At 42.8% G+C, this 19436-nt stretch carries 19 protein-coding genes; 13 read left to right on the forward strand and 6 right to left on the reverse strand.

Annotated elements, in window-relative coordinates:
* Positions 1–127 precede the first annotated feature (127 nt).
* Positions 128–1444 (forward strand): LysM peptidoglycan-binding domain-containing protein, encoded by a 1317-nt coding sequence (locus tag BMX69_RS03715; protein WP_100041597.1) that lies wholly within the window; start codon positions 128–130, stop codon positions 1442–1444.
* A 121-nt stretch (positions 1445–1565) separates the two neighbouring features.
* Here the strand turns inward: BMX69_RS03715 and BMX69_RS03720 are convergent, their stop codons facing one another.
* Positions 1566–2147: a TetR/AcrR family transcriptional regulator gene (locus BMX69_RS03720; RefSeq protein ID WP_100041598.1), complete on the reverse strand. Its 582-nt coding sequence runs from the start codon at positions 2145–2147 to the stop codon at positions 1566–1568.
* 160 nt (positions 2148–2307) lie between these two features.
* Here BMX69_RS03720 and BMX69_RS03725 point away from each other — a divergent pair, with 160 nt between their 5' ends.
* Entirely contained in the window at positions 2308–3513 is a 1206-nt protein-coding gene (locus tag BMX69_RS03725; RefSeq protein ID WP_100041599.1) for an MFS transporter, read from the forward strand.
* Here the strand turns inward: BMX69_RS03725 and BMX69_RS03730 are convergent.
* The 3 genes from BMX69_RS03730 to BMX69_RS03740 are packed head-to-tail and all read right to left on the reverse strand — an operon-like array spanning position 3443 to position 6803.
* Entirely contained in the window at positions 3443–4861 is a 1419-nt protein-coding gene (locus BMX69_RS03730; protein WP_100041600.1) for a sensor histidine kinase, read from the reverse strand. The two genes, BMX69_RS03725 and BMX69_RS03730, sit on opposite strands and share 71 nt — an antisense overlap.
* A gap of 4 nt (positions 4862–4865) precedes the next feature.
* Positions 4866–5552 carry a response regulator transcription factor gene (locus BMX69_RS03735; protein WP_100041601.1) on the reverse strand — a complete coding sequence of 229 codons (687 nt, stop codon included), beginning with the start codon at positions 5550–5552 and terminating at the stop codon, positions 4866–4868.
* Between the two features lie 12 nt (positions 5553–5564).
* A complete protein-coding gene (locus tag BMX69_RS03740; RefSeq protein WP_100041602.1) occupies positions 5565–6803 on the reverse strand; it encodes a hypothetical protein in 1239 nt (412 codons plus the stop codon).
* A 414-nt stretch (positions 6804–7217) separates the two neighbouring features.
* Between BMX69_RS03740 and BMX69_RS03745 the strand changes: the two genes are divergently transcribed.
* The 11 genes from BMX69_RS03745 (at position 7218) to BMX69_RS03795 (ending at position 17998) form a co-directional block, all read left to right on the forward strand.
* Positions 7218–9314: a BglG family transcription antiterminator gene (locus BMX69_RS03745; protein ID WP_100041603.1), complete on the forward strand. Its 2097-nt coding sequence runs from the start codon at positions 7218–7220 to the stop codon at positions 9312–9314.
* Between the two features lie 9 nt (positions 9315–9323).
* The gene (locus tag BMX69_RS03750; RefSeq protein WP_054789421.1) at positions 9324–9758 is read left to right on the forward strand and encodes a PTS sugar transporter subunit IIA; all 435 of its coding nucleotides are present in this window, start codon (positions 9324–9326) and stop codon (positions 9756–9758) included.
* 18 nt (positions 9759–9776) lie between these two features.
* Positions 9777–10046 carry a PTS sugar transporter subunit IIB gene (locus BMX69_RS03755; RefSeq protein ID WP_025232263.1) on the forward strand — a complete coding sequence of 90 codons (270 nt, stop codon included), beginning with the start codon at positions 9777–9779 and terminating at the stop codon, positions 10044–10046.
* Positions 10047–10069: 23 nt separating this feature from the next.
* A complete protein-coding gene (locus tag BMX69_RS03760) occupies positions 10070–11365 on the forward strand; it encodes a PTS ascorbate transporter subunit IIC (RefSeq protein WP_100041604.1) in 1296 nt (431 codons plus the stop codon).
* Between the two features lie 92 nt (positions 11366–11457).
* Positions 11458–12447, forward strand: a complete 990-nt coding sequence (locus tag BMX69_RS03765; protein WP_100041605.1) for a phosphotriesterase family protein — start codon at positions 11458–11460, stop codon at positions 12445–12447.
* Positions 12448–12458: 11 nt separating this feature from the next.
* Complete coding sequence (locus tag BMX69_RS03770; protein WP_197678659.1) at positions 12459–13190, forward strand: creatininase family protein; 732 nt, start codon at positions 12459–12461, stop codon at positions 13188–13190.
* Between the two features lie 3 nt (positions 13191–13193).
* Positions 13194–13934 carry a sugar isomerase domain-containing protein gene (locus tag BMX69_RS03775; protein WP_100041606.1) on the forward strand — a complete coding sequence of 247 codons (741 nt, stop codon included), beginning with the start codon at positions 13194–13196 and terminating at the stop codon, positions 13932–13934.
* Between the two features lie 181 nt (positions 13935–14115).
* Positions 14116–15309: an ROK family protein gene (locus BMX69_RS03780; RefSeq protein WP_100041607.1), complete on the forward strand. Its 1194-nt coding sequence runs from the start codon at positions 14116–14118 to the stop codon at positions 15307–15309.
* Positions 15310–15536: 227 nt separating this feature from the next.
* Positions 15537–16190 (forward strand): fructose-6-phosphate aldolase, encoded by a 654-nt coding sequence (gene fsa / locus BMX69_RS03785; RefSeq protein ID WP_100041608.1) that lies wholly within the window; start codon positions 15537–15539, stop codon positions 16188–16190.
* 18 nt (positions 16191–16208) lie between these two features.
* Positions 16209–17048, forward strand: a complete 840-nt coding sequence (locus BMX69_RS03790) for a transketolase (protein WP_100041609.1) — start codon at positions 16209–16211, stop codon at positions 17046–17048.
* Positions 17036–17998 (forward strand): transketolase family protein, encoded by a 963-nt coding sequence (locus tag BMX69_RS03795; RefSeq protein ID WP_174715200.1) that lies wholly within the window; start codon positions 17036–17038, stop codon positions 17996–17998. Before BMX69_RS03790 ends, BMX69_RS03795 begins: the two co-directional genes overlap by 13 nt.
* A 98-nt stretch (positions 17999–18096) precedes the next feature.
* Here BMX69_RS03795 and BMX69_RS24330 read toward each other — a convergent pair whose 3' ends face one another.
* Positions 18097–18273, reverse strand: a complete 177-nt coding sequence (locus BMX69_RS24330; protein WP_166433167.1) for a hypothetical protein — start codon at positions 18271–18273, stop codon at positions 18097–18099.
* 49 nt (positions 18274–18322) lie between these two features.
* Positions 18323–19345: a LacI family DNA-binding transcriptional regulator gene (locus BMX69_RS03800; protein ID WP_054789424.1), complete on the reverse strand. Its 1023-nt coding sequence runs from the start codon at positions 19343–19345 to the stop codon at positions 18323–18325.
* Positions 19346–19436: the final 91 nt, after the last annotated feature.

The following is a 19436-nucleotide window of genomic DNA, read 5'->3' on the forward strand; positions in this document are numbered from 1 at the left end:
ACAATCAGATAGTAAAAAGAAAACCTTACAAAGTCAAACGGTGGATAACTATGGTAATTTGTGACATAAAGTTATGAACACGTAGGTACGGCATATAATAGAATTAATAAGATCAGCGAGGTAAGCCATGATCATACATGTTGTCCAGCCCGGTGATACCATCTATTCAATATCAGAGCATTATAACATCCCTGTTGACAGATTAATATTGGAAAACGGATTAACAAACCCTGGCAACCTGGCAGTAGGCCAAACGATTGTGATTGTTCAGCCTGAAACACTTTATACGGTTAAGGCCGGTGATACCTTGGAGAGCATTGCAAAGCAGCATGATACTACGACAATGGAGTTATTAAGAAACAATCCATATCTTTCAGACAGAGAATTTTTGTACGAAGGTGAAACGATAGTTATAAGTTATCAAACGAATAGAACAAGAACAATTATAACTATTGGTTATGCCTTTTCTTATATAGATAGACCTATTTTAATAAAAACACTTCCTTTTTTAACTTATCTGTCTATATTCAATTATAGGTTTACTAATGAAGGAGAAATTATCTTCAAAGCGGATGATACTGAACTTGTCAATCTGGCTAAAACTTATGGTGTTGCACCCCTGATGTTTGTTTCCACTTTATCGGAAGATGGATTAGTCGCCCCGGGAGTGACCAATAATATTTTAAATAATCCTTCTGTGCAGGATCGTGTTATTGATAACGCTCTTAACATAATGAAAGCGAAAGGTTTTTGTGGTATTAATATATATGCTGAAAACATTACTTATGAGAACTTAAATAGCTATGCAGAATATTTGAGAAGAGCCTCTGATAAATTTCATTCAGAGGGTTATAAGATACTGATTACTATTACGCCTATTGCGAATATTGAGGCTCCAAATGTCAGTTTTGAAAAAATAGATTATGGAAAATTAACCGAATCTGTAGATGGAATTATATTCTCATCTTATGATTGGGCATTGTCATATAGCTATCCAAACTCAATATTCCCGGTTAATGTTTTAAGAGAATTGTTAGATTATGTTGTTAATATTATACCCCCTGAAAAAATTTTATTCGGAATCACCACTCTAGGTTATGATTGGGTACTTCCTTATGTTCCTGGCGTCACAGAAGCCGCTGCTATAAGTTATAATCGTGCGGTAGAAATAGCAGCAGAAAATGGGATAAAAATACAATTTAATGTAGAAGCACAGTCACCATATTTTTTCTATACGGATAGCGATGAATCTCTGCATTTAATATGGTTTAAAGATGCAAGAAGTTTTGACACAAGAGCCGGATTGGTAGAAGAGTATGATCTCCAGGGGCTATCTATTTGGACTATTATGAGATTCAGTACCCAAATGTGGTTTATTATTAATACTCGATATTACATAGAAAGGCTTACGGGGATTAACTGTCAATCGTGTGTGTTTGCTTAGTAATATTCGGTACCCAAGGTCGGTACGGTTAAAATAAGACGATAGAATTATTCTCTATCGTCTCTTTCGTGAGCGTCAAATGAAATATTTTATATGGCGCTGTTGTTATAACCAGCCAATGTTATTTTCCCGCATTCAATCCTGCAAACGCATAAGAAATCAATTGTTCCACAAAAGCAGAATCTACTGTTTCTCCAGTTATTAACAGCCGATAGAAAAGGGGGGAAAAAATCAAATCTATGCTTAGTTTAATGTCCAAATCCTTATTCAATTCCCCTCGTTCTATTCCTCTCTCCAGAATGTGCTGTGAAATAAGCCGGCGGGGATTGAAATAACGGTTACGGTATTCTTTCGCCACATTCTCATCCGATTGCCCCTCTGCAATCAGTTCCGTGATTACCTTCCCTTTTGAACTTGTAAGAAAGCTGGCAAGGTTACCTGCCTGAACCAAAAGGTCTTCTTTTGCTGAACCGGTATCCGGCACTTCCAGCATTGATTCTGTAGCAGCAAAAAAACCGTCTAAGACAACAGCGGCCTTATTGGGCCACCATTTATATATGGTTGCTTTGCTGACCCCGGCTCTCTCGGCGATACCTTCAACCGTTATGGAACGAAAGCCATTTAAAAGCAGCAGGTCATACGAAGCAGTGAGTATTGCTTGTCTTGTTTTTTCGCTGCGAGGGCGTCCTATCTTCTTATCCATATGATTCTCCCTATTATTTTTCTCTGAAACAATTTAAAAACGCTACGTTTATTATACCACATCTATATTAAAAAAAAAGAGTTGACAAAACAAAACGGTGCGTTTATTATATATTTATAAACTATACGTTCAGTATATAAATTAGTGGAGGATAAAACACATGAAAACTGAAATGATGGAAGAAAAAAAGATTTCCCGTTGGCTGGTATTTTTACTGGCAAGTGCCTGCGGACTGATTGTTGCAAACCTGTATTACTCCCAGCCGCTGATAGGTCCTATCAGCCAGGATACAGGAATCTCTGCCAGTTTATCCGGACTGATTGTTACGATGACCCAGCTGGGATATGCCGTAGGACTTTTGTTTCTGGTTCCTTTGAGTGATTTGCTGGAAAACAGACGCCTGGCTGTAACAACACTGATTGTTGCTATTTTAGGGCTGGTTGCAACACCCTTGGCAACAAATTTCTATATATTATTTGCTTCTGCCATATTGATTGGAGTAGGATCAGTCACTGCTCAGATACTTGTTCCCTTAGCAGCTCATTTAGCACCTGCAGACGAGAGAGGAAAAATAGTTGGAAATGTAATGAGCGGACTGCTTCTTGGTATTATGCTTGCAAGACCAACTGCAAGCCTCATTACTGGTTTCATAGGTTGGAAGGCAGTGTTTTTCTTGTCTGCAGCCATTATGGGCATCCTTATAATTTTGCTGGGTATTTTGCTTCCGAAAAGAAAACCGGAGCCAAAAGACAGTTACCCTGCTATTATAAAATCCTTGTGGAAACTCTTTAAAAAGACCCCAGTTTTACGACGCAGAGCTTTATATCAGGCTGCTTTATTTGGAAGCTTCAGTTTATTTTGGACAGTTGTACCACTGCATTTGTCCCAGCACTTTCAGCTGACACAAAAAGAAATCGCATTATTTGGTTTCGCAGGAGTGGCCGGAGCGGTTGCAGCACCGATCGCAGGAAGAATGGCAGACCGGGGCTGGACGAAAAAACTTACAGGAGCGGCCTTCGTGATTGCAGCTTTCTCCTTTGCCCTCACCCATGTGTTGCAAAGCAATCTTACGGTCTCTCTGCTTCTGTTTTGCATTGCCGCAATTCTCCTTGATATGGCTGTTTCCGGTAACCTTGTTCTTGGGCAGCAGGCAATCTATGGATTAGGTGATGAAATACGGGGGAGGGTGAATGGATTATTTATGGCGGTATTCTTTGTAGGCGGAGCGGTTGGGTCTGCTTTGGGAGGCTGGTCTTATGCTCATGGAAATTGGACTGCAGCATCAATGTTCGGGTTTACCTTGCCGGTGGTTGCATTTGTTTATTTTCTGACGGAAAAAAACAGTCCTGCTTTCTGGGGAGATTAAGGGTTACGGTGGTGCCTTTTCCATATTCGCTTTCAATGGAAAGGGTACCCCCATGAAGGGTCATGATCTTTCGGGAGATGGCAAGTCCCAGACCTTCTCCCCCGGATTTTTTATCCGCTTTATAAAAGGATTGGGTGAGATATTTTAAATGCTCTGCTTTTACTCCGATCCCCGTATCCCGTATGGCCAGGCGGACACAGTGATCTTCCATGGTCTGAGTGATAACGATGTCGCTGCTTTTTGGCGAAAATTTTATGGCATTGTCCAGCACGTTTAATACCACTTGCTTTAACTTATCCCAGTCGGCTTCTATGACAACTGGAGTGGTTTCCGTGATCAGATGGATATTCTTTTTTTCTGCCTTTTTTAAAAGTTCAAAGGTCACTTTTTCTATCAGTTCATCAAAGGGAACAAAAGAGAGGGATAAAATCATCCGATCAGACTGGTATCTTGAAAAATCAAGCAGGCTTTCCACCAGGCTGATCAACCGCTCGGTTTCTTCGTCTATGATCTTCAGGCCGAACTTCATTTCTTCCTCCGTAAGGCCTTCCGGGTCTCTCATGGTTTCTGCCCAGCCCTTGATTCCGGTGAGCGGAGTCCGTAGCTCATGGGATATGGAAGAGATGAAATCATTTTTCATGTGGTCTGCCTTTGTGATCTCATCTGCCATATAATTAAGCATATCTACCAGTTCCCCTGCTTCATAGGGGTAGGATTTTTCGATTTTTTCTTTATAATTTCCCTCTGCCATTCGTTTTGTCAGCGTGATAATGCTTTTTAAGGGTTTTACAATGGAATTGCCTAAGTGAAAACTGACCAGGAATACGAGAAATGCAACCAGCATGCACACTACCAATCCCCAGGACAAAAGCTTATAGATTCTGGCATCCGTATCGGTCAGGGATACCTCGTATTTTAAAACACCTGCAGTCTGTCCTTCATATAGAAGAGGAGTATAGACAGCCATGATTTTTTCGCCGCCATTTTCTTGTTTTTCTATATGATAAACTGTATGGAATCTAAGAACCTCAGGATCAATGGAATCGGTTTTTTCTACCAGATATCCGGTGGAGGACTGGATCATCTGTCCGTTTCGTGTCAGCAGGGAAAGGTCTGCGTCTTCCATTTTATAAGATTTTATAATTGCATCGCTTTCTTCTGCCAGCTGAAAACTGGTAAAGTCTCCCTGCTGTGTCCAAACAGGTAAAACAGCTTCTGAATGATTTTTTACAGTATCGGAGATTTCCTGATAAAAGTACCGTTTCATCCCAATGCCAAAAAAGACCATGACAAGTGTCAGGGTTAGAACGATCAAAAACATAAAATAAAGAACAACCTTCCGCTTCATGGATTTACTCCTTCCATAAATATCCATAACCCCATTCCGTACATAAGTACTTAGGGGAAGAAGGATCCGGTTCTATTTTTCGGCGGATACGGCGGATGTTTACATCTACCACCTTTGGATCGCCGGAATAATGGGTTCCCCAGACTTCATCAAGGATCTGATCTCTTGTAAATTCCTGATTTTTGTTGTTCATAAAAAATTGAAGCAGACAGCTTTCCGTAGGAGTGATCCTGATCTCAAGACCGGAACAGGATAATTTGTTACGTATGCTGTCAAGAGAAAAGGGGCCTGATCGGAGGATTGTAGGAGCAGCACTTACTGTCTTATAATCCAGGCGGCGTAGCAGGGATAAGATCCTGGCTTCCAGCTCCTTCATATGAAACGGTTTTGTCAGATAATCATCGGCACCGAGGATAAGGCCTTTGACCTTATCCTCATCCTGAGACCGGGCGGTCAGCATGATGATGCCTGCCGCAGGATCCAAGATTCTTATTTCTTCACAAACGGTAAATCCGTCTATGCCGGGAAGCATAAGATCCAGGATCACAACATCGATCTTCTGGCTCTTAAAAAGCATAAGTGCTATTTCACCGGTTTCTGCTTCCAGGACATGATATTCTTTTTTCTTTAAGTTCAGGCAGACAAAACTACGGATTGACAGTTCGTCTTCCACTACCAAAATTGTTTTCATGTGCGTGTTACCTCAGTTTATTTCTTCTTCCATCAGATGGAAGGCACTTGCCGGAATTTTTGTCTCTTCCTTCCATTCCGAGTAAAAGACTATGTCTTTTGCGGTTCCAAGAAGAGTACTGTTAGAAGGAACGGCATCCTTTGGCGCCCATTTCACCTCTAATAAAACCTTGTCTCCTACGGTAGAAATCAGGTGGATTCCATTGTCCAGCCGTTTGATGGTTACAGTCTCATGAAGCTCTGCCGGTATGGTAACATAAAAGTGGCGGCCGCTGTCAGAATAACGTTCTTCTACTGTCTGAAAGGAGCCATCGGAACAATAATCCTTATAGGTGTAAAGGAAAGGGATATCTGCCATGGCAGCGTCTTCATAACCTTTTGGGCTGTACATTCCTCCAACCTCTACGATTCCATCTCCATTTATATCTCTGCTGTAGAGCGGATAGGGCTTCATAAGAATGCTGTCAGTAGGATCGCCCACCTTTTTTAGATTGCCGTTTTCATAAACAACGATCTCTGTCAGCATGGAATGTGCGCCTATCCCGCTGTCTGCAAACAATGCTTTCTTTCCATCGGCCAATGTTCCTAAGGTAACATGCTCTAACGTTCCTTCCGGATCCAGTTCAATCTCAGAGATGGGCTTTAACCTTCCTTCCGCATAGGAATAGAGTCCGGCGGTCCGCATTTCGTTCTCTTTTGTCGATAGTATCATAAGATCAGGTATCTGGTCATCATTAAAATCAGAGATATGAAGAGTATCGTAAGAAAGATCTGCTTTCCGCTCCAGAGTGCCGTTTTGCAGTTCGTAAATATAAAGCTGGTTGTCATGGCCGGAATCGGACAATCCGCCGCCTATGGTGACTTCCTGCGTCCCGTTGCCGTCTAAGTCAGTAAGGTCAAATGTATCAACGTTAATAAATCCGGTTTCCATATCCGCTTTTTTCTGCCAGGCTCCGTTTTCTTTTACCAGAAACATCATATGGACCTGACGGTTGTCCTTAGAGTCCCTGTATAAGAGAAAGGCTTCCTGATTCCCATCCTTGTTTAGGTCTTCCATGTAAATACTCTGTTTTTTCTCCGCTTTTTTTGGCGTCAGTAGTTCTGCTCCGGCAGGAAGAAATTCTCCTAATGCTGCTACATCATCAATCGGTTTTGTCAAGGTGTTATCTTGTCTGGGGGCTTTCTGACAACCAGCTAACATGACCGTGCCAGCCATTAGGATTGATATCATTGCAGTATATGTTTTGTTCATTTTTTGTGCTCCTTTTTCTTTCAATCATGTATTCCTGGCTGATATCTCTGATAGGCAGGAAGAGATTTTTGCTGTTGCGAATACTACTGTAGTATAACTGATTTTTTCCATGAATGGGTTACAAAAAAGTTACAGTATTGTATGGGAAGAGATTAAACTTTTAAATCATTGCGCCGAAGTGTGGAAAATGTATATTTAAGATCCATGGGAAAAGAATATATACTGACATAGAAAGAGAGCAAGGAGGAAAGTTGTTTGAAGGCCCAGGATAGAATTACTAAAAAAATGAGAGATACGATATTTTATTTGGGGTATTTGTTGTAAAAAACACAGCACAAGGATGACCTTTACATTAAAATTACTATCCTATATTATAAAATTAACTAGTGGTTATTAAAAGAATGGAGTTAAGCTATGTTTCAAATCGGAAAGCGCGAAATCGAACTTCTTTATTTGGTAAATTCATCGAAGGATGGGTTTATTTACAGAGAATTAATTGAGAGATTTGGATATACGGAACGTTCTTTTAAATATGCAGTCGACTTAATTAATAGTTTTCTGAAAGAAAACTCCCAACAGGCCTGTTTCGTACTTGGCAACAAGAGATGCTATCTAAGAAATGCCCCTCTATCCATGAAGTTTACTATGGATCATATTACAAAAGAACAGTATTACCTTTCGAAGGAAGATCGCTGTGAAACTATTTTCTTCCGGTATCTGGCTGATTTACACTATACAATTGATGAAATTACAGACTATCTGGATGTGAGTAAATCTACGGTAAAGAAATCCCTTGCAGTTGTTAAGGAGGAATGCGGGAAATACGGTCTGGAACTTGTAAACCATAAGAGAATGGGGATTGAGTTAAATGGAAGTGAAACGGTAATCCGTTCAGCACTCATGGATATTCTTTATAAATACTGCGGCCTGTCAAATCAGGACAGTAAACACAGGAAGCTTGCAATCCGCAACTGCAATCCTTATTTAAGAGAATGGATCGAAGCGGTTTTTAACCAGTATCAATCAGAACAGAAGGCGGAAGTTTTGCTATCCTCTATATGGGAATATTTGCCGGTGATTCAGAATGATGAAATTTATATACTGGCAGTTCTGAACCTGATTCTGGTATTTTACAGAACAGGAAGCGGGTATTACGTTTCAGCAGATGCAAAGGAATACGTTGGATTGGAAGGGAGAAAGCTGGCAGAAGTCATCAGCTGTTCCTGTGAGAAACATTTAAAGATCAAACTGCCCTGTGAAGAATTCTTTAAATTTGTCATTGTTTTAAACAAAGGATATTCCATAGAAAGCAATGAAAAAGACCAATATCTGTTAATTGGAAGTATGATCTGGATCCATCGTCTGGTTTCTGATCTGCTGCAGAAATACACCAACCAGTCTTTTGGGTCATTGATAAATGAATACAGCTTAAACGAAGCATTGGACATGCTCTACAACCATTTCTATGCAGCGGTGGAGAGAGTGAGGAGAAACATTTATATTCAGAATCCAATTCTTCAGGATATAAAAGAAGAATACGGGGAGGCATTTCATGATGTTGAGAGCAGTTTAGAAGGGCTTGAAAATTATCTGGAAAAGAAATTTTCACAAGATGATATCGGATATTTCACCTTGTTGATAGAGAATATCATTTCCCAGGTTCACAAACAAAAGAAACGGGTCCGCAGGATTGTTCTTATCTGTGGTTTGGGCTTTGGAACCGCCCAAATGGTAAAAAATAAAATCATGCAGAAGTTTGATGTGGTGATCGAAGATGTGATTCCTTATTATAGGCTGGACACTTATGCGGATAATAAGAATATCGATTTATTCGTATCAACTGTCCCTGTAAAGATAAATACTGTCAGCAATGTGGTGGAGGTGAATCCGCTGCTTACAGAGCAGGATGCAGAAGCTTTGACAAAAGCAGGAATGGTCCGCGTGGGCAATGATTTATCCACGCTGATGCAGTTAATAGAGCAGAATGCTGTGATAACCAATCGTCCCCGTTTAGAAAAAGCGCTAAAGGAATTAAATGGAATCAGAGATTTGAAACATTCTAAATATGAGATTTTATTAAAGTATCTGCCAGAATGCAGGATCCTTGTCAATCAAACTTATAAAAACTGGCAGGAAGCCATTGATGCGGCTGGCGGTCTTCTGGTAGCGACGGATTGTGTTTTGCAGTCTTATGTGGAAGATATGATCAATAATATCAAAGAGTTCGGTTCTTATATCACCATAGGCAATGGAATTGCCCTGCCTCACGCCAGAAATAAGAATAATGTGAAAAAGACCGCATTCAGCCTGATTACATTAAAAAAGCCGGTAGTATTTGATAATGGGAAAGAGATTGATACGGTTATCAGTTTCTGTAATGTTGCAGGCAATGATTATACAACAGCACTGACGGCTCTCATGGAATTAAGCGAGAACCAGTCCTTCCTGGACTATAAAAAAAAGGTGGAAACACCAAGCCAGCTATTGGATTATATAAAAAAATTAAAGTAGGTGAATGAAATGAGTATTATCAATGAAAAATGTATAGCATTAAGGCTTCATGCCTCTGACGCACAGGATGGAATCGTAAAAGCCGGACAGGTGCTTCTTCATGAGGGGTATATCAGAAAAGAGTATATTGATGCAATGCTGAAAAACTTCGAAAAGAACGGCCCTTATTTTGCCATTGCACCTGGTTTTGCAATGCCTCATGCAAGGCCGGAGGATGGAGTCATTCAATCCGGAATATCCTTAATTACCCTTGAAAATCCGGTTTCTTTTGGAAGCAGCAACGATCCGGTGAAGCTGATTATGGCACTTGCAACCAGCAGCGATAATGAGCATCTTGAGTTTATGACGAAAATAGCCGGACTTTTAGGAAAGGAACATGTGATAGAAAGGTTGTATCAGTGCGTGACAGCTGATGAGGTCATGTCAATCATAAACAATAATTAAGCAAAGGAGACGAAAAAGATGAAAGTATTAGCAGTTTGTGGATTGGGTATGGGATCCTCCCTTATCCTTCGGATGAATATTGAGGATGTGTTTAAGGCAGAGGGAGTGAAAGCGGAGGTGGAACACAGCGATGCTTCTGCAGCAAGCGGCGAAGCGTGTGATTTCATTGTTACAACAAAAGAAATTGCACAGTCCCTTCAAAACCCGAGGGGAAAAGTAATTATTCTTGATAATTTTATCGACAAAGAAGAAATTAAAAGAGTGTTAAAGGAGAACCATGTTTTCTAATTACAAACGGAGGAGGTTTAGGTATGGCAGTAGTAAATTGGATTGCAACTAATATTTTTGGGAATGCCGGATTTTTATTAGGAATTATCGTTATGTTGGGGTTGATTCTCCAAAAGAAGTCATTCAGCCAGACGGTTCAGGGAACGATTAAAGCGATTATCGGTTTCCAGATTATCGGAATTGGTTCAGGAATTGTGGTTTCCTCTCTGAACGTTTTCCAGCCCATGTGGGCTGAGGTGTTTGGACTGGAAGCACAGAGTCTTGGCAAATATATGGGACAGAATGATTTTGTTCAAAGATTCGGTACCGTTGTTACCCTTTCTATGACTTTTGGATTTCTGATCAATGTGCTTCTGGCACGTATTACAAAATTTAAGTATATCTATTTAACCGGTCATATGATGTTCTGGACTTCCCTTATTTTTGCAGGAATCATTTTTGATCAGAATATCAATGCAAATACATTTGCAGTAACTGTATTTTTATCAATTGTATTGGGCGTTTACTGGACATTGCAGCCTGCTTTGACACAGCCGTTCTTAAGAAAAATCACGGGAAATGACAGTGTGGCACTGGGACATACATCAGCTTCTGTTGCATTTTTAGGTGCAGTGGCAGGTAAATTTGTAGGAAATAAGGACAAGAGCACAGAAGACCTTGTTATCTCTGATAAATGGGGATTTTTAAGGGATTCCAATATTGTTACCGGAATTACGATGGCAGTTTTGTTCATCATTGGTACCATCCTTCTTATGATCAAAAATACAGAGGGTGCCAGAGAAATTCTTGTAACCTCAGGAGATACAAGCTTTATCATATACTCCATATTAACCAGTTTACAATTTGCAGGCGGTATTGCGGTGGTACTTTTCGGAGTCCGCATGTTTATTGGTGAAATGGTACCTGCTTTTAAGGGAATTGCTACGAAAATCGTTCCAGGTGCAATACCTGCCCTTGATGCACCCATTGTTTATCCCTATGCGCCCAATGCGGTTATTATCGGATTCCTTGGAGCATTTGTGGCAAGCTTAATCTGGCTTGTGATTTTAGGTAATACCGTAGGCTATGTGTTTGTTCCCACTATGATTGCTATTTTCTTCCATGCTGGAACAGCAGGAGTTTTTGGCAATAAAACAGGTGGAATCAGAGGAGCGCTGTTTGCAGGTGTGATTACGGCAACAATCATTGCAATCGGCCAGTATGTCATGGTTACGTTCCTGGCACCAACGACTGTTCCTGATGTAGTTATGTGGGCTGCTGATTCCGATATGTTTATCATTGGGCCGATTATCCGGTTCATTGCCGGCTTCTTATTCTAAAAAATATGATTTTACCTGCATAGCCGGAGTTTTTCAAAAAACTTACGGCTATGCTTTTCCGTAGAATTCACGGACAGACAGGAGGATTTATCATGAGTTTTGTCAGAACGATTTTCGGTGATATCTCACCGGAGGAAATGGGAATTACCTATTCCCATGAACATTTGTTATGCGTACCGCCTTATTGGAAGGAGAGAAATGCAGATGACCTGCTTCTTGATGATCCTGAAAAAACAAAAGGGGATATGCAGGATTTTAAAGATTTAGGCGGCCGTACCATTGTGGATGCCACTGCCATTGATTATGGAAGAAATGTTTCCGGAGTTGCAGAACTGGCGAAAGAGCTGGATATTCAAATCATTGCAACCGCAGGATTTAACAAGTCTTTTTTATGGGATGCAAAGCTGCCGGAGCATTTAATTCCTATTGTAGGAAATTATCATACTTATCAGGAGTGGATGGAACAGGCAACCGTTGATCAGCTGACGGATCACGTAATCCGTGAAGTCGAAGTAGGGTTGGAAGGAACCCCTTACAAAGCAGGGCAGGTAAAAACCGGTACGGGCTATAACAGCATTAATCCCTTAGAGGTCAAGACCATTGTTGCGATCTCAGCAGCCCATCATGAGACCAAGGCCCCTGTTCATCTTCATACAGAAGCAGGAACCATGGCGCTGGAGCAGATTGAGATTCTGGAGAGGGAAAAGGTGGACATCAGCCGCGTTTCCTTTGGGCATATGGACCGGAACCTGGATTTATATTATTATGAGAAGATTTTGTCCCACGGAGGATTTTTAAGTTTTGACGGACTTGGGAAAATAAAATATGCACCGGAGTCTGCAAGGATTCATGTGATTTTGGAGCTGTGTAAAAGAGGATATGAAGATCACCTTTTGATCAGCCATGATCTTGCCAGAAAATCCTATTACAGGAATTACAGCTACGGAATCGGTTTGAAATTTATATTAGACAAGTGGATTCCCAGATTCATAGAGGAAGCAGATGCATCAGGCTTAGATGGAAGGACTTTGGCAGATAAATTCCTGACAGAAAACCCCAAACGATGCTTTTCCTTTCGATAGGAGGGGAGAAAATGAGCAATAAAATGAATGAACTGGATGGGATATCAATCAGAGACTTAATTCTAACCCATGATATCGCACTGCTCCCCTTAGGAGCTGTGGAAGTCCATGGCCCACACCTGCCCATAGGTACGGATTCCTTTCTTGCTGAAAAGCTGTGTGAAAAGCTTTCTGAGCGGGTTCCTTCCCTGATTCTTCCAGTGATTCATTACACCCAGGTCTGGAGTCTGGGAGAAATGAAAGGATCCGTCAGTATCAGCAATGAGCTGTTAACACAGCTGCTCTGTGAAATCCTGCTGGAAACAGAACGTAATGGATTCCGTATGGCTGTTGTGATCAATACCCATCTGGGAAATAACGGTGCCATAAAAGAGGCAGCCAGGAAGGCTTTGAAAGAAAGACCGGACTTTAAGATCCTGTATTTCACCTACCCCGGCGCAGGAGAAATTCTGGGAGAAGTGATGGGAGCAGGCAATTTTCACGGCGGATTTTTCCATGCAGATGAAATTGAAACTTCTTATATGCTGTATCTGTGCAAGGAACATGTGGACATGTCTAAAGCTGTCGATGAAACCCCGCTGGTACCTGAGCTCATAGATGTAACGCCTATCCGGTGGAGTGAATTTACTGAGACCGCAGTTATGGGGAATGCAAAAGATGCAACAGAGGAGAAAGGCCGTAAAGTCATCGAATATGTTTTGGACAGAATGGTTTCTCTCATCGAAAAAGCAAAGGAGAGGTGATTCATGAACGGTATTAAAACTTATTTTAAAAATATTGAACGGATTCTGGATTCCGTACAGGAAAGCCAGGGAGAGGCTATGGAAGCCGCCGCAAAGTGCCTTGCAGATGCAATCGGACAAAAGCGTTCCATCTATGTGTTTGGCTGCTCCCATGGAGCTATTCTATCAGAGGAAATGTTTTACCGCGCCGGAGGCCTGGCAGTAATTAATCCTCTGTTTAATCCATCTCTTATGCTCAATGTCCGCCCGGTTACTCTGACAAGCAGATTTGAAAGGCTGGAAGGCCAGTCAAAGGCTCTTCTTGAAGAGTCCAGTGCAAAAGATGGAGATGTGATTCTCATTCATTCAGTTTCCGGAAGGAATGCAGGAATTGTGGAAATGGCTCTGGAAGCCAAAGCCATGAATATGACCGTCATCGGAATTACCAATCTGGCATATTCTGAGAAGAATACTTCCCGCCACAGCAGCGGAAAAAGACTTTTCGAGCTGTGTGACATCTGCATAGACAATGGGGGAGAGTTTGGGGACGGCTGTGTTGAAATCAAAGGAATCCACGAAAAGGCAGGAGCCACATCCACGGTAATCGGAGCCTCCATTGTCAATGGCATTTCCGTCAGGGCTGCTGAAATTCTGGCGGAAAGAGGAATTCAGCCGCCTGTCCTTCACAGTGCAAATGCGGATGGGGGAGACGAGATCAACAAGAAGATTTTTGAAGAATACAAAGACTGTATCCATTATTTATAAAGGGAGTAATTTAGGATAAAGAGAACTGCTGCGGGTTGATTTGTTTATGCCTGCAGCAGTTTTTATTGGGAAAATAGAAAGAAAAACGATTATTTGACGTTTGTTAAAAAAACATGATATAATATGAAAAGCTGACAGAAACTATATCTGATGCATATTATAGAGCGGCGAGGAAGACGGAATGAATCAGAACCGGGGAATTAACCAGGACGTGACACAGGAGATGAATCGGTCTCTCCTTTTGAAAAGTTTAAGAAGAGAAGGCGTATGCTCCAGAGCACATCTTGCGGCACTTACGGGGCTTAAACAGGCGACTGTGACCAATATCATGAAAGATTTCTTAAACTGGGGAATCGTTAAGGAGGTTGGTTTCTTAAATGGCAGCAAAGGGCGCCGGTCGATTGGAGTGTCCATCAATCCTGACGGCTATCGTGTCATCGGTGTGCGGCTTGCAAGAAAGCATTACAGCGTGGGGCTATTTGATTTGACAGGCAAGCAGATTGTGAAAGAGCGCGTGGATTTTGAGCCGGAAAAGCAGCCCGGTGCGGAAGAAATCTTAAATCAGATTGTGGGGCGGATGCGCCTGTTGATTCAGCAGTATGGAAAGGACTCTGTGCTGGCCGCGGGGCTTGCTGTGCCAGGACCATTTATAGCGAAAAAAAGCCGTATTGCGTTAATAACGGGTGCGGATATATGGAAAGATATTGAGTTGAAGGCGTTTTTTGACCGGGAGATGGATATCCCGGTGTTCCTGGAACACAACGCCAATGCCGGAGCCTATGCCCATATGTGGGATTTGAAGGAGGCCTATCATGATGACATTCTTGTTTACATTGCCGCCGGTCAGGGGATTGGCGCAGGAATTGTGATGAATGGCAGAATCTACGAAGGAGCACTGGGGACGGCAGGTGAGATCGGACATATGACGATAGACAGAAATGGGAAACCATGTGCCTGCGGAAACAGGGGCTGCCTGGAACGCTATGCCTCCTCACTGGAACTTGTAAAAGCAGTGTATGGGGAGCGTGCCGGTATGGAAGGCTGTAATTTTGAGGATTTGGAGCAGCAAATCAGAAACGGTGATACAGCCGATACAGAGTATTACCGCAGGGCATGCGAGAGCCTTGGCGTCGGGATCATAAACATTATCAATGTGATTAACCCGGACCGGATTATTATCGGTGATGATATGGCACGTCCGAATCCGGAATTAATGGAACAGACTGTGCGGGAGACGGTGCAAAAGGGAATCTTGCCGGATGTCTGGGACGAGCTTACGCTTTCCATCAGTGCATACCAGGGAGATCCCATCCTGACCGGTGCGGCGATCGTGGCGATTGACAGGGTCTTTGACAGTCCGGGACAGTTTATATAAAACTGAATATTGAATGATGCTGAAGCAGCATTAAGGTCATAGAACGTTTGCGCGAAAGATGACTTTGGTGCTGTTTTTTGTTTGCCGATTCAGAAAGAAAAGATATGAAAATACAAATAACTATTGACATTTTTGCAAAAAATGTTATTGTTTAATAGGATATATTAATTAAATGAATTAATACATAAAATGAAAATAATATTAAGGCCAATGAAAGGGGAAAGAAAATGAAATTTTTTGTAGACACAGCGAAGGTAGAGGATATCAAAAAGGCAAATGATATGGGAATTATCTGTGGGGTAACGACGAACCCGTCACTGATTGCAAAGGAAGGCAGAGATTTTGTGGAAGTAATCAAGGAGATTACTTCGATTGTAGACGGACCAATCAGCGGGGAAGTAAAAGCTACGACGACAGATGCCAAAGGAATGATCAAAGAAGGGCGTGAAATTGCGGCAATCCATCCCAACATGGTTGTTAAAATTCCCATGACTGTCGAAGGCTTAAAAGCGGTGAAGGTTTTGACTGCAGAGGGAATCAAAACCAATGTGACTCTGATTTTCAGTGCAAACCAGGCACTTTTAGCAGCACGCGCAGGTGCTACTTATGTATCCCCATTTCTGGGGCGACTCGATGATATCTCTCAGCCAGGAATGGACTTAATCAGGATGATTGCTGGTATATTCCGTATCTCAGGGATTGAAACGGAGATCATTGCCGCCAGTGTGAGGAATCCGATTCATGTGATTGACTGTGCACTTGCAGGGGCGGATATCGCCACGGTTCCATACGGTGTATTGGAGCAGATGACAAAACATCCGCTGACTGATCAGGGAATTGAAAAATTCCAGGCGGATTATCGTGCTGTCTTTGGAGAGTAAGCTGGGAGGAGAGAGAAGATGGGGAATTATCTGGAATTAGAAAAAACGGCAAATGAAATCCGCAAAGGGATTGTGACGGCAGTACATAGTGCAAAATCCGGTCACCCCGGCGGCTCGCTGTCAGCAGCAGATCTTTTCACCTGGCTCTATTTCAGGGAGATGAATATTGACCCGGAATATCCGGCAAAAGAAGACCGGGACCGGTTTGTTCTTTCCAAAGGTCATGTGGCACCGGGATATTATTCAACCTTAGCAAACCGGGGATTTTTTCCGGTGGAGGATTTAAAGACCCTGCGCCATACCGGCTCCTATTTACAGGGGCATCCGGACAGAAAGCATATTCCGGGTGTGGATATGTCCAGCGGCTCTTTGGGACAGGGAATCTCGGCAGCAGTGGGGATGGCACTTTCTGCAAAGCTCAGCAAAGAACCATTCCGCGTGTATACGCTCCTTGGCGATGGTGAGATAGAAGAGGGCCAGGTCTGGGAGGCAGCAATGTTTGCCGGTCATAGAAAGCTGGATAATCTGGTGGTTATTATCGATAATAACGGGCTTCAGATTGATGGTCCCATTGATGATGTCTGCTCTCCCTATCCGATTGATAAAAAGTTTGAGGCGTTTAATTTCCATGTCATCAATATTGACGGGCATGATTTTGCACAGATCGAACGCGCGTTTGAGGAAGCGAGGCAGACGAAAGGGAAGCCGACAGCCATTGTAGCAAAAACCATAAAAGGCAAGGGTGTTTCATTCATGGAGGGCTCTGTGGCATGGCATGGGACGGCGCCTGATGACGCTCAGTATGAAATTGCGATGGCAGATTTGGAGAAAGCAGGTGAAGCACTATGCCGGAGATAAAGGAAATGACTGCAAAGAAGATTGCCACCAGGGAAAGCTATGGCAATGCTCTGGTAGAACTGGGACAGATAAATGACAAAATCATCGTATTGGATGCAGACCTGGCGGCAGCGACAAAGACCGGAGTCTTTAAAAAGGCATTTCCGGAGCGCCATGTGGACTGCGGGATTGCAGAATGCAATATGATGGGAATTGCCGCCGGTCTTGCTGCTGCCGGCAAGATACCGTTTGCAAGTACCTTTGCCATGTTTGCGGCAGGCAGGGCATTTGAACAGGTCAGGAATTCCATCGGTTATCCGCACCTGAATGTGAAAATCGGGGCTACCCATGCAGGTATCTCTGTCGGTGAGGATGGCGCCACCCATCAGTGCAACGAGGACATTGCCCTTATGAGGACAATCCCTGGGATGGTTGTACTCTGCCCATCAGATGACATAGAGGCGAAAGCAGCGGTAAGGGCAGCAGTGGAGCATGATGGACCGGTTTATATGCGGTTTGGACGTCTGGCAGTTCCTGTCATTAACGATACGCCGGATTACACATTTGAACTGGGAAAGGGCATTGTGCTGCGAGAGGGAACGGATGTGACCCTGATTGCCACCGGGCTTGAAGTGTCGGAAACCCTTGCCGCAGCAAAAAGGCTGGAATCCGATGGGATCTCTGCAAGAGTCATCAATATCCATACCATCAAGCCGTTAGATGAGGAGCTTGTCTGCAGGGCGGCGAAAGAGACCGGGAAGCTTGTTACGATTGAAGAGCATTCAGTTGTCGGCGGACTGGGAAGCGCTGTCTGTGATGCTGTGTGCAAAGAATACCCGGTGCCGGTGAAGAAAATAGGAATCCAGGATGTGTTCGGAGAGTCTGGACCGGCAAAGGAATTATTGCAGAAATATCAGTTGGATGAGATGGGAATATACCGGCAGGTGCTGGAATTTGTCAAAGGAATTTAAAAATAAAAGCGGAAGAGAAACCGGAAGGTTTTTCTTTCGCTTTTTAAATTCACTTGCCCGTATTGTTGAGATACGACTCATAGAGGGATATCATCGCTTCATTTGGCACAAAGGCAGAATTCCGTTGCAACCTCAATGCCAATGTCGCTGAAGATGAAGTTATTGTAAATGTCGATGTTCTGGCCTCCATCCACATAGATGCCTCGGGCACAGAGGCTGTAACCCGTACCTTCCCGATAGGCGTTATTTCGAAGAGTGCTGATTGCATAAACCACATTACCGTTTCATAATAGATCCCATAGGTGCCCCCGACAATTTAGGACTTCAAGTAGAGTTGCGCAGAACAAGGCTGGTAGGAAGAATTACTTTCCTTGGGAGAAGCTGATACCCGTTAATCCTTGCAAGGAGCAGATCAACTGCAACCATGCCGATTTCCTTTGTAGGAATTTCAATTGTGGTCAGAGGAGGATTGGAATATTTGGATATTTCGATATTGGACAACCCGATTACTGCTACTTTGTCCGGTACGGCTATTCCCATTTTATACAGGCTGCTTAAGGCGGCCATGGCCATTAAATCACTTGCTACAAAGAAAGCGGTAGGAGAATCTTCTTTCTGATAGAGCTGGTTGACCTTCTCCATGCAGAGGTTCTCATCCCAGGCACAATCAATAACCCATTCAGAATTTACCGGCAAACCGGCAGCGTGCAGGGAGGCGTAATAGCCCCGGTACCTCTGGCTGGATTTTATATCGCCGCTCATACCGCTGCCGCCGATAAAGCCTATCTTTTTATGCCCCTTGTCAATTAAGTGCTGCACTGCCACACTTGCTACCCTGTAATGGTCATAACCTACATTGTCGATATCCTCCCACCAGGTATCGATTCCGACAATGTTTGGAACCTGATTTCGTATGAACTGGTAGATTTCACTGTTGAGTGATTCCATCAGAATCAGGCCAGAGACCGGATTGCCAAAGGCGTTGTATAAGGCCTTTTTATCCTCCAGCTCGGCACCGGTCTTAATAAAGGTAAGTTCATATCCGTTGTTTTGAAGCTGTTCTTCTACACCGGACAAGATGGACATAAAATAAGGGTCGTTATATTTGTTTTTCGTTACGCTTAGAACACAGCCTATTTTTATAAGTGCATTGCCTGAATGGGCTTTATTGTCACCGGAGGAAGAGTTTGCGGGGGATTTTACTGTATAGTTCAAATCTGTAACAGCCTTCCATACCCGGGCCCGGGTTTCGTCTGTCATTTTGTATTGGGTATCGTTATTTAATACCCGTGATACAGTAGCTATTGACACCTTTGCCAGATTGGCTACGTCTCTGATTGTGCTCAAATTAGTTTGCCCCCTTAATCACAGCTTGTGAAATTTTTGTTTAGTATATTTACGTAAACAGAGTGTGTTACATACAATTAAATTATAATAA

The sequence above is a fragment of the Lacrimispora sphenoides JCM 1415 genome, from assembly GCF_900105615.1.
GTDB lineage: Bacteria > Bacillota > Clostridia > Lachnospirales > Lachnospiraceae > Lacrimispora > Lacrimispora sphenoides.

What these genes read in the sequence shown, in the direction of transcription:
- BMX69_RS03715 (WP_100041597.1), top strand. Translation starts at nt 128, where the DNA reads ATGATCATACATGTTGTCCAGCCCGGTGATACCATCTATTCAATATCA.
- BMX69_RS03720 (WP_100041598.1), bottom strand. Translation starts at nt 2,147, where the DNA reads ATGGATAAGAAGATAGGACGCCCTCGCAGCGAAAAAACAAGACAAGCA.
- BMX69_RS03725 (WP_100041599.1), top strand. Translation starts at nt 2,308, where the DNA reads ATGAAAACTGAAATGATGGAAGAAAAAAAGATTTCCCGTTGGCTGGTA.
- BMX69_RS03730 (WP_100041600.1), bottom strand. Translation starts at nt 4,861, where the DNA reads ATGAAGCGGAAGGTTGTTCTTTATTTTATGTTTTTGATCGTTCTAACC.
- BMX69_RS03735 (WP_100041601.1), bottom strand. Translation starts at nt 5,552, where the DNA reads ATGAAAACAATTTTGGTAGTGGAAGACGAACTGTCAATCCGTAGTTTT.
- BMX69_RS03740 (WP_100041602.1), bottom strand. Translation starts at nt 6,803, where the DNA reads ATGAACAAAACATATACTGCAATGATATCAATCCTAATGGCTGGCACG.
- BMX69_RS03745 (WP_100041603.1), top strand. Translation starts at nt 7,218, where the DNA reads ATGTTTCAAATCGGAAAGCGCGAAATCGAACTTCTTTATTTGGTAAAT.
- BMX69_RS03750 (WP_054789421.1), top strand. Translation starts at nt 9,324, where the DNA reads ATGAGTATTATCAATGAAAAATGTATAGCATTAAGGCTTCATGCCTCT.
- BMX69_RS03755 (WP_025232263.1), top strand. Translation starts at nt 9,777, where the DNA reads ATGAAAGTATTAGCAGTTTGTGGATTGGGTATGGGATCCTCCCTTATC.
- BMX69_RS03760 (WP_100041604.1), top strand. Translation starts at nt 10,070, where the DNA reads ATGGCAGTAGTAAATTGGATTGCAACTAATATTTTTGGGAATGCCGGA.
- BMX69_RS03765 (WP_100041605.1), top strand. Translation starts at nt 11,458, where the DNA reads ATGAGTTTTGTCAGAACGATTTTCGGTGATATCTCACCGGAGGAAATG.
- BMX69_RS03770 (WP_197678659.1), top strand. Translation starts at nt 12,459, where the DNA reads ATGAGCAATAAAATGAATGAACTGGATGGGATATCAATCAGAGACTTA.
- BMX69_RS03775 (WP_100041606.1), top strand. Translation starts at nt 13,194, where the DNA reads ATGAACGGTATTAAAACTTATTTTAAAAATATTGAACGGATTCTGGAT.
- BMX69_RS03780 (WP_100041607.1), top strand. Translation starts at nt 14,116, where the DNA reads ATGAATCAGAACCGGGGAATTAACCAGGACGTGACACAGGAGATGAAT.
- fsa (WP_100041608.1), top strand. Translation starts at nt 15,537, where the DNA reads ATGAAATTTTTTGTAGACACAGCGAAGGTAGAGGATATCAAAAAGGCA.
- BMX69_RS03790 (WP_100041609.1), top strand. Translation starts at nt 16,209, where the DNA reads ATGGGGAATTATCTGGAATTAGAAAAAACGGCAAATGAAATCCGCAAA.
- BMX69_RS03795 (WP_174715200.1), top strand. Translation starts at nt 17,036, where the DNA reads ATGCCGGAGATAAAGGAAATGACTGCAAAGAAGATTGCCACCAGGGAA.